This is a genomic window from Ignavibacteriales bacterium (assembly GCA_016709155.1).
In the GTDB taxonomy this organism is placed as follows: domain Bacteria; phylum Bacteroidota; class Ignavibacteria; order Ignavibacteriales; family Ignavibacteriaceae; genus JADJEI01.
Genome location: JADJEI010000013.1, coordinates 669052 through 686075 on the forward strand (window position 1 = coordinate 669052; position 17024 = coordinate 686075).

Below are 17024 nucleotides of genomic sequence, written 5' to 3' on the forward strand. Positions count from 1 at the left end.
TAATTGTAATTTGTGCATTAAATATGAACTAAATCAACTGAAAATTTCTTCTCTAAAATTTGCCCTTCACAGAGTCCACTTTCAACCCCTGATATTAAAGTGTCGCTAAAAGTGTTTATTAAAGAATGATCATAGGGGTGTTTAACTCTTACATAATTTGAGGAGAAACCCATCATTTCACCGTTATGATTTTCTTCTTCGAATAGCACATGTAAGTTTTTGTTGATCATTTTTTGATAGAATTCATTTTTTTTCTTTTCACTAAGGCTGCGTAGAATATTGTTTCGCTTTTTTCGTTCAACAATTGGGACAACATTTTCAAAATTTATTGCTTTAGTGTTTGGGCGTTCGGAATAAGTGAAAACATGCAAATAAGATATCGGCAGATCATGTAAGAAATTATGTGTACTTAAAAAGTCATTATTATTTTCTTCGGGAAATCCAGTAATTACATCAACACCGATTCCCAAATCTTTTATTTTTTTAGCAGCATTGGTAATTACCTTTTCGTAATCAGAAATTGTATATCGCCTTTGCATCAGACGAAGTATTTTATCACTTCCACTCTGAAGAGGAATGTGAAAATGATTGCATAATTTTTCATTATCCGCAGTCAGAGAAATAATATCGTTAGTTAAAAGGTTAGGTTCGATGGAACTAATCCTGATTCTAAATTCGCCTTCAATTTTGATAAGAGAATTTAATAAAGTGAATAGGTTTGATTGATTCTTGGAGCCGTAATCACCGACATTTACACCGGTGAGAATAATTTCTTTATATCCTTCACTAAGAAGTTTTTTAAAATCATGTATTGCAGCCTCCATGTTCATACTTCTGCTTGATCCTCGGGCGAGGGGGATGGTGCAGAAAGAACATTTATAATCACACCCATCTTGAATTTTAAAGAATGCTCGTGTCCTTGTGTCGGCTTCAGAAGATGACGAACTTCCAAACTCATTTAATTGGTCAGTTGGAGAAACGTGGATACAAGCGAGAGTGTTCTTCTCGAAATTTTCAATGAGCGAAAATAATTTGAATTTTTCATTACTGCCCAAAACAACATCAACGCCCGATATTTTTGAAATTTCTTCAGGGCGGAGTTGAGCATAACATCCTGTTACAATTATGAATGCCCCGGGATTAATTCTTAATGCACGACGGACTAATTGCCTGCATTCTTTTTCAGCATTCTCAGTAACAGTGCAAGTGTTAAAAACAAAAATGTCAGGTCTCTCATCAAATTTTACGATTTCGAAATTATGCCCGAGAAATTGAGAACCAATGGAGGAGGTTTCAGCGTAATTTAATTTACAGCCTAAAGTATGTAATGCTACACGGTTTTTCATAAATGAAAGGAATAAAAAAGGAGCGGAAAATCCGCTCCTTAATTAAGAAATTAAATTATTCAGAGTCTGGTGTTTGTGCAGGCATTGATGGAACTTCCGGAGTTTCAAAAATAGGAAACTCAGAAGAATCAATCACACCCATTTCAGCTTCACGAATATCTTTTATAGATGTTTTTTCGAGCTTATGCGCATTTAGATAATTCTGAATTTCTTCTTCAGATTTTTCTTTTAGTGCGGCAATAGCACTTAAAACAATTTTTTTATTTTCTTTATCGAACTCGATTACCTTGAGAGGTAAGACCGCGTCAATTGGAAAATGATTAGCAAGGTTTTTTATTTTTATAGTTGCCAATTGTGTAGCAGGCACAAATCCATCAACCTTTTCGGGTAGTTCTGCAATTAAACCCTTTTCGATTATTCGGACAACTTTGCCGTTAGAAATTGAACCAACAGAATAAATTTGCTCGAACGAAGCCCAAGGGTTTTCATTTACTTGTTTATGACCCAAAGAAATTTTTCTCTGTTCAACATCAACCCCAAGAACGATTACTTCAAGTTTTTCACCTTTCTTAACTACTTCACCGGGATGACGGATTTTCTTAGTCCATGACAAATCTGAAATATGAACAAGACCATCAACTCCGGGTTCAAGTTCAACGAAGACTCCAAAGTTAGTCAGGTTGCGTGCAACACCGTTGTGTCTTGTTCCGACAGGATATTTATGCATTAGGCTTTCCCATGGGTCGGGTTCGAGTTGTTTGATTCCGAGGGAGATTTTCTTCTCTTCTTTATCAAGACTCAAAATGATTGCCTCGATCATTTGACCCATTGAAACAACTTGTGAGGGATGTTTGATATGCTGAGTCCAGCTCATTTCAGAATTATGAATAAGCCCTTCGATACCTTTTTCAATTTCAATAAATGCACCATAATCAGTAAGCGAAACAACTCTGCCGGTGACTTTTTTACCGAGCTGATATTTCTCTTCGATATTATCCCAAGGATGTGGTAACAGTTTTTTCAGACTAAGAGAAATTCTTCTCTTCTCCTCATCGAAATCAGTGACAACAACCTTAATTACTTCGTCAAGTTTAACTACTTCGTTTGGATGGTTGATTCTTCCCCAGCTTAAATCAGTAATGTGAACCAAACCATCAACACCGCCAAGATCAACAAATACTCCGAAGTCCGTAATAGCTTTTACAGTTCCTTCGAGTATCTGTCCTTTTTCGAGGCTGTTGATGATAGCCATCCTCTGATCAGAAATTTCTTCTTCAACAAGAACTTTATGAGATACCACAACGTTTTCTGTTGGGATGTTTACTTTTACAACTTTAAAATCCATAGTTTGACCCACGAATGCATCAAAGTCTCTTATTGGTCTAACATCAATTTGAGAACCGGGCAGGAATGCATCCATTCCGAGCAAGTCAACAACCATTCCGCCTTTAATTCTTTTAACAATTTTACCTTGAAGAATTTCACCTGTATCGTGTGCACGTAATACTTTTCCCCAGATTTTAAGAAAATCAGCACGCACTTTACTTAATACAAGATTCCCTTCCTGATCTTCAACGCTTTCGAGAACTACTTCAACCTCGCCGCCGATTGTTATTTCCTCATCCTCGCGGAATTCGTTCTTCGGGATAGAACCTTCGGATTTAAAGCCGACATCAAGAATCACCGCATCGCCTTGAAGACGTACGATTTTCCCTTTAACTAATTCACCCTCTTTAACATCTTTGAAGGAATCAGCGTAAAGGTTTGCCAGAGTTAAAAACTCTTCCTTAGAATATTGATCTGTATTGAATTTGTTTTTTGCTTTTTCAAAGTCATTGAGAGTAACTGCGACTTTTGCCGAGCCTGGTTTTGTTTCAGACATTTTGTCTCCTGAAATATTGTCCGCTTTTCTTATTCAAACCATCAGAAAATAAGCAAAGCGAAAAGTTTAGTTATACAAAGTTTGTTAAAGATGGTTTTATAAATTTTTTATTTCTATGTTTTTCTGTTTTGCAGTTTTTTTAATTTGATCAATAATAATATTGACCTGTTCGTCAATTGTAATATTAGAAGTATCAACTTCAATTGCCTCAGCGGCTTTTCTTAAAGGGCTAATCTTTCTTGTAGAATCAATTAAATCCCTCTGTGAAAGATTATTTTTTATTTCACTTATCAAGACTGACTTGCCTTCTTCAGAAAATTCTTTCGATCTTCTTGAAGCGCGCTCGTCAATGGAACAAGTTAGAAAAATTTTAACATCAGCTTCGGGGAATACAACGGTTCCGATATCTCTTCCCTCCATCACAACTCCGCTCCTAACTTTACCCATTTTTTGCTGCTTCTCAACGAGTGCTTTTCTAACACCTTCAATTTTACTAACGGGGCTGACATGGGAATTTACTTCCAAACTTCTAATTTCATCAGTTACATCAGTGCCGTTTATCGAGACAATCGTTTTTCCATTCTTAAAATCCAAAACAATTTCTGAATTTCTTGCGATTGAAATAATCGCCTCATCGTTATTAAGAACACCATTTTTAATTGCTAGTAAAGTTACGGCTCTGTACATTGCCCCGGTATCTATGTAAAGATAATTTAATCTTTCAGCAATTCTTTTTGCGGTTGTGCTTTTACCGGAACCAGCCGGACCATCAATAGCAATGATTAAACCTTTTGGCATAGGCTTCAAAAATAGGAATATTCAGGGATTTTATCAAAAAGCGAGATAATAAAAATTAGTAAGCTGCGGCACTTATTAATCATTCAATTTCCTGTCCATTCAGCTCATTCTTTATTAGATCAATGAATGGATCGCCAGAATTAGAAATGCTTGGATTTTGAACAGCGGTTTCTTTTTTAGGGAGTGGTTTTTCTTGTTTCTCCTCACCAATGCTGAATGAATATCTTTTCCCAAAAACTTCAAATGCTTTTTTGGTTAAATATTCCGAATGAAATCGAATAGCGTCCTTACCCTCTTCGCTGTCAATTTTAACTTCAAGCTTATTTCCATTTACGTTCAGAATTTTCAGTTGGTGCATAAAAGGTCCCAGCGATAAATATTTTTCATCCGCAACCGATGCAGTAAATCCCTGCCACTTATTAATTATACCGTCAATATCTGTCAAATTATTTGAAGATACATTTACGGAATTAGAAAATTCATTTATAGGTTTTACCAGAGCCTCTTTTTTAGTTATAATTTTTTGCGTGTTATAATAAGCTTTTTTTTCCTGATTGATTTCCTGTTTGGGAGAGGCGAAAAATTTTTCCGGGGGTTTTTCATTTACAATATTACCACTTCCAGAATCAGAACTTGAGTTTTGAATGTTATCAATTACATTGCTGATCAGCTCTGTCTTTTCAAATCCGACAAGATGACTTAATATTATTTCAATTTTTAATTTTTGGCTCGAAGAGAATTTTAAGTCATTCTGATTTTGATTTAGAAAATTTAATATTCTTAAAATATCAGCCTCAGAAAATTTATCCGAATATTCGAGGTATCTCTCTTTATAAATTTCAGCGCTTTCAATCAACTTTGATGAGTCAGTTACAATGACAGTCAAAACATTTCTGAAATGTTCGATTAGTCCGCCCATAAAATCAATAAAGTTCCAGCCGTTATCATATAATTTATCAGTGATATCAAAAACTGCTTTGAAATCTTTTTTAATTATTGCATTTGTAAGATCAAAATAAATTTCCTCATCAATGAGATTAAGCATTTGAATCACTGTTTCCGAATCAACATTATTGCCGCAAAAAGAAACGACTTGGTCGAAAAGACTTTCGGCATCTCGTAAAGCTCCATCAGCTTTTTTGGCTATGATAGTTAATGTTTTATCGTCAATAGATACTTTTTGGTCTATCGCAATTTTAATTAATAAATTTTTAATTGTATCTATTTGAATTCTTCTGAAATCAAAACGCTGGCAGCGGGAGATAATTGTCAGTGGAACTTTGTGAACGTCTGTTGTTGCAAAAATAAATATTGTATGTTCCGGAGGTTCTTCAAGTGTTTTTAAGAACGCGTTGAAAGATTCTTTCGTCAGCATGTGAACTTCGTCTATGATATAAACTTTGTACTTGCCGACGGTTGGGGCATATTTTACGGAATCGCGCAGTGTCCTGATCTCATCTATCCCTCTGTTTGAAGCACCGTCAATCTCTATAAAATCAAGCGATTGATTATCTCCGATTGATTTACACATTGCACATTCATTACAAGGTTCACCGTCAATTAAATTTTCACAGTTGATCGCTTTTGCAAAAATTCTTGCTGTTGTAGTTTTTCCCACTCCCCTCGGACCGGTAAACAAATAAGCATGAGCAATTCTTTTATTGGTGATGGCATTCTGTAAAGTTTTTGTAATGTGTTCCTGTCCGACAACGTCTGCAAATTTAAGCGGGCGGTATTTTCTTGCACTTACCAGGTAACCTTTTTTTTCTTCCATAATACTAAAATGAAATTGTTGTTTTATTAAAAATATTATTAGCTAAATAACTGCAAAGTCTCTGTAAATATAATTGGTCTGTCCTGCTGAATGCATCCAACTCAGTGCTATCAACATCCAGCACAGCCAGCAGCGCACCGTCTTTAACAATGGGAACGACAATTTCAGATTTTGATTCTGCATCGCAAATAATATGTCCTGGAAATTCGTTTACATTTGGTACAATAACTGTCCTTTTTTCTTTAGCAGCGGTTCCGCAGACACCTTTACCGATCAAAATATTTGTACAGGCAACTTTGCCCTGAAACGGACCAAGAAATAATTTTTCTCCGTCAAAAAAATAAAACCCTACCCAGCTAATTTTTTCAAACGACTGTTTTAAAGCTGCACAAAAATTAGCGAGTTTTGAAATTAATTTATCATTTGACTCCAGCAGCGAAAAAATTTGATTTTCTAAAAGAACATATTGTTCATCTAAAGTCAACGCTTTATTTGTAATCAATGATTCTTCCATTTACTTTTTACCATTTTTTTTATGAGCGATAGTCTTAGAAACATTTCTTCCCTTTTTCGCATCGTTAAAAATATATGGTATAGCATCCTCAATATTACCAATAGGAATGATTTTCATTCCTTCTTTTACCATTGGAGAAATTTCTTTTAGATCAATTTCATTGTCTTTTGGAATAAGCACTGTGGAAATTCCGGAACGTTTTGCAGCGAGTAATTTTTCGTTCAAACCACCAATTGGAAGAACAATTCCTTGTAAAGTAATTTCACCTGTCATTGCCACATCGTTTGAAGCAGCCCTGCCGCTGATAACGGAGTACATCGCCATTGTCATTGTAATTCCTGCTGAAGGTCCATCCTTTGGTATAGCCCCTTCGGGCAAGTGAATATGAATTTCTTTCCCCTTAAAAAAATCAGGGTTGATCTTTAATTTTTTCGCATTCGATCTTAGATAACTTAATCCAGCTTGAGCCGATTCTTTCATCACATCACCGAGCTGTCCGGTCAAATTTAATTTACCGGCACCGTTCATAATAGTTACATCAACTGTAAGCAATTCGCCGCCGACACTTGTCCATGCTAATCCGGTTACACTTCCAATCCTGTTTTCTTTATTATGGCGTTGATGTCTGAACCGGGGGGTTTTGAGATATTCCTCTACTTTGATCTCATCTATAATATGATCAACGATTGCCTTTTTCTTACCGTTCGATGATTCGTGAACTACGATATCCCGCGCTGTTTTACGACAGATTGAAGCAATTTCGCGCTCAAGATTTCGAACTCCTGCTTCACGAGTGTAATCGGAAATTATTTTTTTGATTGCGGATTCTTCAAATTTAATTTTTTTATCTTCAAGACCATGAGCCTTTAATTGCTTTGGGATAATATGTCTTTTTGCGATTTCATTTTTTTCAAAATCAAGGTAGCCGGGAAGTTCAATGATCTCCATTCTATCCTGCAGAGGAAGGGGTATATTATAACGGAGATTAGCTGTTGTAATAAACATTACCTGTGAAAGATCATAATCAACTTCAAGGTAATGGTCGTTAAATGAATGATTTTGTTCGGGGTCCAAAACTTCAAGCATCGCCGAAGAAGGATCACCGCGAAAATCCATACTCATTTTATCTATTTCATCTAATAACATAACAGGATTTATTGTGCCTGCTTTTTTCATGGACTGAACAATCTTTCCGGGCATTGAACCGATGTAGGTTCGGCGATGTCCTCTTATCTCGGCTTCATCACGAACACCGCCAAGACTTATGCGAACAAATTTTCTGCCTAATGCTCTTGCAATTGATTTACCAAGCGAAGTTTTTCCAACGCCGGGAGGTCCGACAAAACATAAAATTTGTCCTCGCATTTTTTTAACAAGATTTAAAACCGCTATGTGCTCAACAATTCTTTCTTTGGGTTTTTCCAAACCGAAATGATCCTCGTCAAGAATTTTCTGAACGTGATTAATATCAAGATTATCTTTTGTTCTTTCTGCACATGGAACCTCCGTCAGCCAGTCAAGATAATTTCGAATAACAGTTGATTCGGGCGACATGGGTGGTGTTTTTTTAAGCTTGTTAAATTCTTCAATTGCTTTTGCATGAGCTTCTTCAGGCATTTTTGCTTTTGTGATTTGCTCGCGGATTTTTATAAATTCCGGTGAAGTATCTTCATCTTCGCCAAGTTCATCCTGAAGGATTTTTATTTGTTCCTGAATAATAAACTTTCGCTGAGTTTTCGCAATGTTTTCCTGAACTTTGTTATCAATTTCTTTCTCTATCCTCAAAATATCAATTTCTGAATTAAGGATTTTAATTACTTCGAGGTATTGTTCTTTCAAATTAGCCTTTTCGAGGATAGCTTGTTTTACATCCACAAACTGATTTATGTTTGCTGCGACATAAAAAAGTTTTCTATCGGGTTCATGAATATTTTCGAAAGCAGTCAGCGTCTCATTCGGAATATTTCTACTGATCTTTACATAGTCTTTAAAAAGTTGATTCATCTGCCGGATCATCGCATCCATCTCGTGGTCATTTTCAGCTTCAGAAATGACTACCTCAATTTTAGCCTCAAAAAATTCAGTCTTATTCGTGAAAGAAATTATTCTTCCCTGGATCAATCCATCAACTAAAATTTTAATCAACCCGTTAGGGAGTTTTAGAATTTGCACAATCTTTGCGATAGTTCCATCAATATAAATATCCTCAGCGCGTGGATCTTCAACACTTGATTTTTTCTGCGTTGCAAGGAAAATATATTTAGATTCTTCGAGCGCAAAATTAGCTGCGCGTATTGATTGCTCTCTTCCAACAAGGACGGGGAAAATCATATACGGAAAAATTACAATATCTCGTAATGGCAAAACCGGAAGTATCTCCGGAATGCTATCAACAATAGATTCCTGATCTTTGTTAATTAGTAATTCTTTATCTTTTAATTTGTTCAAATCGTTCTCCTGAATTTTCTTTTCGTAAAAACACAATCAAAATATATCAAAATACTTACCTGCTTTCAAGGAAGATAAATTGGTGCAGATCACTAAATGGCTGTTAAACTTGTTCCTGCCTTGATATTGCAATATATCTTGAGGTTGCGTTTACGCCTGACCTTGACTATGATATTGAAGCCCGCATTCTACTTATATTAGAAGTAAAAAAATAATATGATTACTGACATAATAAATATTTCGCGCGAAGCAGGAAGTGTAATTCGTGAAGGATTTGGAAAACATCTTCAAATTGAATTCAAAACGAATGAATCAAATCTTGTTACACAGATAGATAAAGCAGCAGAAAAAATTATTGTTGATTTTATTAAGAAGAAATATCCCTCGCACGGAATAATTGCCGAAGAAAGTGGTGAAGTAAATTCTCGAAGCGAGTATGGTTGGGTGGTTGATCCACTTGATGGTACTACAAATTTTGCACACGGACTACCAATTTTTTCTGTATCTATCGGGCTGAGAAAAAATAATCAGACCATCGCAGGTGTTGTGTATGATGTTATACAAAATATAGTTTACTCTGCAGAACTCGGTGCAGGATCTTTTGCAGATTCAAAAACAATCCGGGTTAGTAAAACAGATAAACTTAAGCGGGCTTTGCTAGTAACAGGATTTCCATATAACATTTCCGAAAATCCTGAAAATGCATTTGAAAGATTTACGGCTTTAACTAAATCCTCGCGGGGGATGAGGCGGCTTGGTTCGGCAGCAATTGATTTTTGTTATGTTGCCAACGGTGTGTTTGACGGATTCTGGGAAGTGTTCCTGAATCCGTGGGATTTGTGCGCAGGCAAATTAATCCTTGAAGAGGCAGGGGGACTCGTTACAGATTTCGATGGAACTAAAATTGATATTTTCACTCCAAGAATTCTCGCAAGCAATTCAGTAATACATCAACAGATGATAGAAATATTAAAATTGTAGCGAACAGGATATATCTGTGCGGTCAATTTCTTTGAAGAAAAACTACGCAGTTGTGCGATCGCTCAGCATCGAAAATTTTATCTCTCCAAACTCTGGTACATTGTATCAATTATATTTTTGTACCGCTCTTCGACAAATTTCCTTTTCACACTAAGTTTGGGTGTTATCTCGCCTGATTCAATACTGAACGGTTGATCGAGTAGAGCGAACTTTCTAACACGTTCGTAGTTTGCCAGTTTTTTCTGGAAATGATCCATTTCATTGTCAAGGAGTTTGTAAATCTCTTCATCTTTGGTCAGGTCCTCAACCTTTTTGTAAGCAATGTTGTGTGAATCTGCATATTCTTTTAATGCCTCAAAATCAGGAACGATTAATGCAGTTAAAAACATTCTTCTATCGCCGATAAGAACAAACTGATCAATATATTTGCTTGCAAGGAACATACTTTCTATCGGGGTAGGGGCAATATATTTACCTGCTGAAGTTTTAAAGAGATGTTTCTTTCTATCGGTGATCACTAAAAATCCTTCTGCATCAAACACACCTATATCGCCAGTGTGCAGCCATCCATCTATTATAGTTTCGTCCGTTTCTTTTTTATTCTTGTAATAACCTTGCATAATATTTGGACCTCGTGCGAGAATTTCACCATCGGAGGCAATCTTCACCTCTACATTCGAAAACGGTTTTCCAACTGAACCAAATTTATAGTCATCAAGTTTGTTCGCAGAAATAACAGGTGAGGATTCAGTTAAGCCATATCCTTCAAGGATAATAATCCCTGCTGCCTCAAAGAATTCGCCAAGGTCCCGAGAAAGTGCAGCTCCGCCTGAAATAAAAAACTTCAATCTGCCGCCTGTTTTCTCTCTTATTTTTTGAAAGACTAATTTATCTGCAAGTGCATGCTTTAAATTGAGTGTGAGGGGAACATTTTTATTTCTTTTTGCTTTTGCATAGTCCCTGCCAATTTCCAACGCCCAGAAAAATATTTTTTGCTTCTTAGCAGGCTGGCTTTCAACGTTCTTAATAATTTTTGAATAGATCCTCTCAAAAAGTCTTGGCACGGTTGTCATCAAAGTCGGTTTTACTTCGATAAGGTTTTGTGCAACAGACTCAATACTTTCAGCATAATAGACTGTAGCACCGGCGGCAAAGGCAGTGTAGAATCCCCCCATCCTTTCGAAAATATGGCAGAGCGGCAGAAAGGATAAGAATATATCATCTTTTGCTATCGGGTATGTTGCGAGTGCGGAATTTACATTTGATAAAATATTTTTGTGTGAGAGCATCACGCCCTTTGGTTCTCCTGTTGTGCCCGAAGTATAAATTATGGTACAAAGATCATTTTCCTTTGCAAGCTTCAAGCTATCCTTAAAAAAATCAGGGTGGTTCGCTCTTAAATTATTACCAAGATTTTGAACTTCGGAAAATGTATGAAGATTTTTTGTTTCTGTTTTGTCTTTTTCATTAAGCAGGACAATAAAATTTAAGTAGCGGCACTTGTCTTTTATCTTTAATAGCTTTGTCAATTGAAGTTTAGTTGAAACGATTATTCCTTTTGCTTCGGAATTATTCAAAATAAATTCAACTGAATCAGAAGTAAGGGAAGGGTAGAGGGGAACATCAACCGCACCTAAGCCAAGAATCGCAAAGTCCGCATAAACCCATTCAGGTCTGTTTTCTGAAAGTATCGCTACTTTGTCGCCTTTACCAATTCCAAGTTCTGTTAAACCAAAGGCAAAACTTCTGGTCTGCTCTTTTAATTCAGCGTAGGTAATACCAGCATATTTACCATTCACTTTACGAGAGATGATAAATTTTTCAGGATTCTTAATACCGTAATCGTCGGTGAGAAATTCAAAAAGTTCAGGGATGGTTTTGCAGGCTTTTAGTATTGCCATATTTCTCTAGCTCCTTCTGTTCATTAATTAAATTGCTGAAATAGTTTCTTATTGAACTCGGATAAATTTTCTAATTATTTTCGACTAAGGTTTAAGTGCAGACATCTGCGCCGCAAAATAATATCAAATAAATTAATTCCAAATAAGATGAATCGAGATTTTCACCAAAGGCACGGCGACTCAAAGTTTAAATTTTAAGGCAAACCGAAAATTAAAGTCCCGCTTTTATAAGGCGTAACATTTTTTATGAAATGTTTTATTAACCGATCAACTGTAATTGATCCAACATCGAATTTGAGATCAAAAATAAAAAATCATGTAAAAATCATCTTGTCTTACTTACATAAGATTGTAAAAAATGTACGTAAGATTCTATCTTGGGTGTCCGAGATGTGACCTTGGGTGTCCAAGATGCGATCTTGGGTGTCCGAGATGTGATCTTGGGTGTCCAAGATGCGATCTTGGGTGTCCGAGATGTGATCTTGGGTGTCCGAGATGTGATCTTGGGTGTCCGAGATGTGATCTTGGGTGTCCGAGATGTGATCTTGGGTGTCCAAGATGCCATCTTGGGTACATAAGATGTCATCTTATGTGCGAAATTTAGCGATTTTCAAGGTTTGGGATGATTTTTAGATGAAATAGTTGCGGAGTGGGAAGGGACTGGAAAGCTTATAACTTAAAAGCAATTGGAAAGGCGGGCATTTTATTAATGATTGAAATTAATTGGGTTCATCTCTCACATCTTCAAACTGTTTTAATCGGAACCTGCCCTTCTCCTTTAAAGGAGAAGGGTTCTTTTTCTTCAAAGATAGGGATAAATCAAACGTTTTTGCTGAAGGTCCTTTGATTTGGAGAAACTTTCAGAGGTTCAACAAATTTGCATTTTTGTTTGAATCATTTTATTAGCAGCATCTGCCTGGATTCATTGAAAAGAATTTTTCCATCTTTCATTGCTGAGATTCTGTAAATGTAAACTCCGCTTGAAAGAGTGCTTGCTTCAAATGTTTTTTCGAAGTTTCCTGTTTCAAGTTCTTCATTTACAAGTTCTGCTACTTCTCTACCAAGAATATCATAAATTTTTAGTGTTACAAAACTCCTCTCTGGAATTGAGAAGCTGATTGCTGTGCTTGGATTAAAAGGGTTGGGGTAGTTTTGTTTTAATGAATATTCGATTATCGTATTAGCATTTGTTTCGGTTGAAACGGGATTAGGGTTGTAGGCAAGCTCATAATATCCTGTGTCTGGCTTCGTTGAATATTCCGGGACTATTCCTTCATCAACCGCATAAATTTTATAATAAAAGTTATATTCGTTTTTCATCAGGGTTGAATCTAATACATAAGAAATAGAGTAATTACTGGAATTTGGCAAATTCACAGCGAGAGTAGTTGGATTATTAAATGTGGAATCTCCATTTGAATAATGGCTAAACATCAGAACTGAGTCTATAAAATTTACATTTATATAGGTGCTAAAGGAACTGTAATCATGATCAACAGTAAAGTTCCACTCCAAGTTGAAATTATTGGTGGTCAGTACAGGTTGAAAATTTATTATCGGTTTGACATGATCAGAATAATAATTAACACCAGAAGAATCGAAGAGTATTGCACGAATCATTTTTCTTACACAGTATTCATAAGTCCAGCCTGGGGCTGAAGAAAAAGATTCTTCATTTGTTTCCCCGAGCTTTTCTGAATAGTATGTATGAGAGCCCCAAGAAGATCCGGGACCACCCTCCTCTGCCCAAAAATTTCCCTTTGAATAATAAACTGAATCAAAAATGCTTATAAAAATTGGTTCTACTATTGTTGCATTTTTTATTTCGTGGGTGTTAAATAAAATATGTTGAACAGTGGAGCCTTCATTAAGAGTATAATCCATTATAATATAATCCTGATCGTTCCAATTTAGTAAAAATTTATTATTTTCTTTGTCATAACGTACCCAATCGTTCACTTCACCTTGCAGCAGAAAATATCTTTCACTGGCTATTATAGTATCCCTATCAACATAATAAATAGCATTTCCTGCAAAATGGTTATTGCATCTTTTATTAAATTGCCATTTATTTCCCAATGCTAATGGAAAATAATTTTCCCCTATATACGGCTGGTAAGACGGATCATACAAAAACACACCACTATTTGTGGCAGCAAACACCAATGAATCGACAAAAGCAAATGCACTTGGGTAGTCGCTACCAGAGGGACCTATATATGACCAGCTTAAACAATTGTCCAATGATCTATAGCCCGGACCAGCATAAAAATTATGATATTTGTCCATGAATAAAAATTCCAGTTGAGTTCCTGAAATTTCGCTCCAACTTTCTCCATTATTGGTTGATATTAATCTTGTACTCCACTTGTTTGCATAAATATGATTTGAGTCATCTATTACAATTCCCCAAATTGATAATGGTAATGCTGCATCATAAACTAATTCCCAATCAGCGCCCAAATTAGTGGTTCTATAAATTTCACCATCCCCACTACCAGCGAAAACGTTATTTAAATTATTGGCTGCAATAGACCAGATGATATCATTTGCAAAACTGTTTTCTAACCATGAGTTTCCGCCATCTGAAGAATAGACAACTTTTCCATCATAAGTTCCTGCCCAAATCCAATTATTTGGACTTACTGTTATTGAAAATATTTTATCATTTGAAGCAAGGGAAAGTGTCCAATTATCTCCTTGATCTGTAGATTTATAAATTCCACCATCCACATCATTCCCGCCCCACAAAACACCTATACTGTCAATAGCGATACGATAAAGTCTAAGTGATCCGCTTCCAAGACGAGTCCAGGTTGCGCCTAAATCAGTAGAACGATAAAAATAGTTCCCGGCTGCATTTCCAGCAAAGTAAAGATTTTGCTCGCCATCATATAGAATATCATATACATAAATATCAGAAGTGATACTTTGCCAATATAGTGTTTGGGATTGTGTGGGTAAGGTAGTAGTAATAATTATTGAAAAGATCAAAAAGTAAAAAATGAATCTTATTATTTTCATATTAACAAATCCTATAAAATCTTGATAAAAATGTAAACAATTAAAACTCAATTAGCAATAGTACAGAATGTACGGATTAATTCTTAGTGACTACGAGAAATAAAAAGTCCCGCGTGAAAGCGGGACTTAAGTTAAATACTGAAACTATTAAATGAAAAATTATTTCACTAAAAGCATTTTCTTAGTTTCAATAAAATTGCCTGTGGCTAATCTGTAGATATAAACTCCGCCGGCAAGATCGGCAGCATCGAAAACTGCGTTGTACGATCCAACTGACATGGTTTCATCAACAAGATTTGCAACTTCATTTCCAAGTATGTCATATACTTTTAACGAAACGTGAGTTTCTGCAGGAATTTCATATCTAATCACCGTTGAAGGGTTAAACGGATTTGGATAATTTGAAAGTTTATATTCAGTGATTGACTCAACGGGTTTATTCAATGTAACTTCATCATCGTTTAATGAATAGAAGTCATTTACTAATTCTTCAGCCGGTTTCATTTCGCTTTTATTTAAAGAAGCTTGAATGAAATGTCTGCCGAATTGTTTTTCAATTACCTGTTGTTCCTGATCAGCTAAAACATTTTCGCCAAATCGTGCAGGTACACCGGAGAGTTCGATGTCATCAAAGTAAGCGCCTTCACTTAAACCGCTGCCGTTTGAGAAAAATCTAAATCTGAAACTAAATGTAGTGAAGCCTGTCAAGGTAAATACTTTTTGTGACCATGTTGTTCCACCTGTTCCAGACCATCTTTGTGCTTCCACCCACGTGCCTGAAGAATTCTGATATTCAAAAGCTACATAGTCAGCTGAGTTTTTCGTTTTGTAATATAACCAGAAACTGAACTCAACCCCTGTGTATCCGCTAACGCCAAGACCGGTTAGTTTGGTTGCGTAAGTGTTCATATTGTTATCATAAGACTGACCTGCTTTATTGCTAAAGTCAGCACAATAAACACTCCAGCTTCCGGAATGAATTTTAGCGCCGCTGCTTTGATCGCCCCAATAATCTAATCCGCTTGTTCCGTTTAAATCGGATGAACTCCAATTAGCTCCGGGAACTTCGCTGCCAGCTAATTCAAATCCTTCGCTGTAAATTACTACGGGATTTCCGCCTACTGTAGAGATAGTTGCCGTTGTATTCGCGGTACCGGTGAATCCATCGTTATCTGTAACGGTTAAACTTACATTATAAGTTCCCGCTGCAGCATAGGTATAGGAGGGGTTAGCTGATGTGCTGGTATTCCCATCTCCAAAATTCCATAAATAACCAACGATAGAACCATCAGGATCGTTGCTTCCGGTGCTGCTGAAATTTATTGCTGTTCCTTCGATTCCTGCGTACGGTCCATTAGCAACTGCAACGGGATTTGTTCCACCACCACCGCCTGTTGTCCATAATGTTGATCTTGTTCCATCAAGAGTAGCATTCTCTCTGCTTGATTGATTGATCGTAAAAATATTCATGCAAGCATCGTCTGTGTAATCCATATAGTTTTCAATCATATCAACTGAACTGCAGGAAACGTGACCGGTTGGACAGCCATAGTTTGGAGCACTTACGAATGGAGTATCATCGCAGTAATCACCGGGTGCTGAGCAGCCGCCTTGAAACGTGTGATATAAATTTAAATAATGTCCGATTTCATGAGTAGCTGTTCTTCCAAGATGAAAAGGAGGGTTAATTGTGCCGGTAGTACCGAACGCTGAGTAAAGACAAACAACACCATCTGTTGCTGAAGGTCCGCCGGGAAATTGAGCATATCCTAGTAAACCACTACCGAGATTACAAACCCAGAGATTTAGATAATGAGCAGGATCCCAAGGGTCAATTCCACCGTTTGCTGTTCTTTTAACATTGTCATTTGTGGAGAAAGAAGTAACTGTGGTTAAAGTTCTGGTAATTCCATTTGTTGGATTGCCGTTCGGATCAGTAGTTGCAAGATAAAATTCTATTTCGGTATCTGCACCAACCGGATTTGTGTTATAACCATTTGTGCCAAACATTTTTCTGTAGTCTTCGTTCAATACTGTAATTTGAGATTGAACTTGAGCATCAGAAATATTCTGTGCAGTAGTTTTATAAACGACATGCACGACAACCGGAATCTGGCGAATCACACCGCCGGTGAATTGCCCTTCCCCGGAAATAATTCGATTTTGCATGTCCATTTCAATTTGCTGCATCCGATCTTTAAGAGTCGGATCTTCTTTCATCAAACGATCAAGAACTTCCATGCTTCCGCATCGATCTTGAATTTGACCCCAGATTTTTGGCTGCATTCCTGCCAAGAGAACTACTAAAAGAACGAGTAGTTTACGTATCACAGTGTACTCCTTTTATTATGAGTTT

11 protein-coding genes are annotated in these 17024 nt (G+C 36.5%); 1 reads left to right on the top strand and 10 read right to left on the bottom strand.

All coding sequences use genetic code 11. The annotated features are described in order from the left end of the window. Positions 1-17: 17 nt before the first annotated feature. The 6 genes from mtaB to lon form a co-directional block, all read right to left on the bottom strand. Entirely contained in the window at positions 18-1346 is a 1329-nt protein-coding gene (gene mtaB / locus IPH11_16460; protein ID MBK6915172.1) for a tRNA (N(6)-L-threonylcarbamoyladenosine(37)-C(2))-methylthiotransferase MtaB, read from the bottom strand. Between the two features lie 55 nt (positions 1347-1401). Continuing rightward, positions 1402-3228, bottom strand: coding sequence for a 30S ribosomal protein S1 (gene rpsA, locus IPH11_16465; protein ID MBK6915173.1), 1827 nt, complete (start codon positions 3226-3228; stop codon positions 1402-1404). A 96-nt stretch (positions 3229-3324) separates the two neighbouring features. Then, positions 3325-4026 (bottom strand): (d)CMP kinase, encoded by a 702-nt coding sequence (locus tag IPH11_16470; protein ID MBK6915174.1) that lies wholly within the window; start codon positions 4024-4026, stop codon positions 3325-3327. A gap of 79 nt (positions 4027-4105) precedes the next feature. Next, the gene (dnaX, locus tag IPH11_16475) at positions 4106-5800 is read right to left on the bottom strand and encodes a DNA polymerase III subunit gamma/tau (protein ID MBK6915175.1); all 1695 of its coding nucleotides are present in this window, start codon (positions 5798-5800) and stop codon (positions 4106-4108) included. A 4-nt stretch (positions 5801-5804) separates the two neighbouring features. Beyond that, the gene (locus IPH11_16480) at positions 5805-6314 is read right to left on the bottom strand and encodes a GAF domain-containing protein (GenBank protein ID MBK6915176.1); all 510 of its coding nucleotides are present in this window, start codon (positions 6312-6314) and stop codon (positions 5805-5807) included. Then, entirely contained in the window at positions 6315-8762 is a 2448-nt protein-coding gene (lon, locus tag IPH11_16485) for an endopeptidase La (GenBank protein MBK6915177.1), read from the bottom strand. It lies immediately after the preceding gene. Positions 8763-8978: 216 nt separating this feature from the next. Between lon and IPH11_16490 the strand changes: the two genes are divergently transcribed. Further along, positions 8979-9743, top strand: a complete 765-nt coding sequence (locus tag IPH11_16490; GenBank protein ID MBK6915178.1) for an inositol monophosphatase — start codon at positions 8979-8981, stop codon at positions 9741-9743. A 77-nt stretch (positions 9744-9820) separates the two neighbouring features. On the opposite strand, the gene IPH11_16495 is transcribed toward IPH11_16490, so the two are convergent. From IPH11_16495 to IPH11_16510, 4 genes are all read right to left on the bottom strand, one after another. After that, complete coding sequence (locus tag IPH11_16495) at positions 9821-11644, bottom strand: long-chain fatty acid--CoA ligase (GenBank protein ID MBK6915179.1); 1824 nt, start codon at positions 11642-11644, stop codon at positions 9821-9823. 325 nt (positions 11645-11969) lie between these two features. After that, positions 11970-12230 (bottom strand): hypothetical protein, encoded by a 261-nt coding sequence (locus IPH11_16500; GenBank protein ID MBK6915180.1) that lies wholly within the window; start codon positions 12228-12230, stop codon positions 11970-11972. A gap of 308 nt (positions 12231-12538) precedes the next feature. Further along, positions 12539-13264 carry a T9SS type A sorting domain-containing protein gene (locus IPH11_16505; GenBank protein MBK6915181.1) on the bottom strand — a complete coding sequence of 242 codons (726 nt, stop codon included), beginning with the start codon at positions 13262-13264 and terminating at the stop codon, positions 12539-12541. A 1563-nt stretch (positions 13265-14827) separates the two neighbouring features. After that, complete coding sequence (locus tag IPH11_16510) at positions 14828-16999, bottom strand: PKD domain-containing protein (GenBank protein MBK6915182.1); 2172 nt, start codon at positions 16997-16999, stop codon at positions 14828-14830. Positions 17000-17024 lie beyond the last annotated feature (25 nt).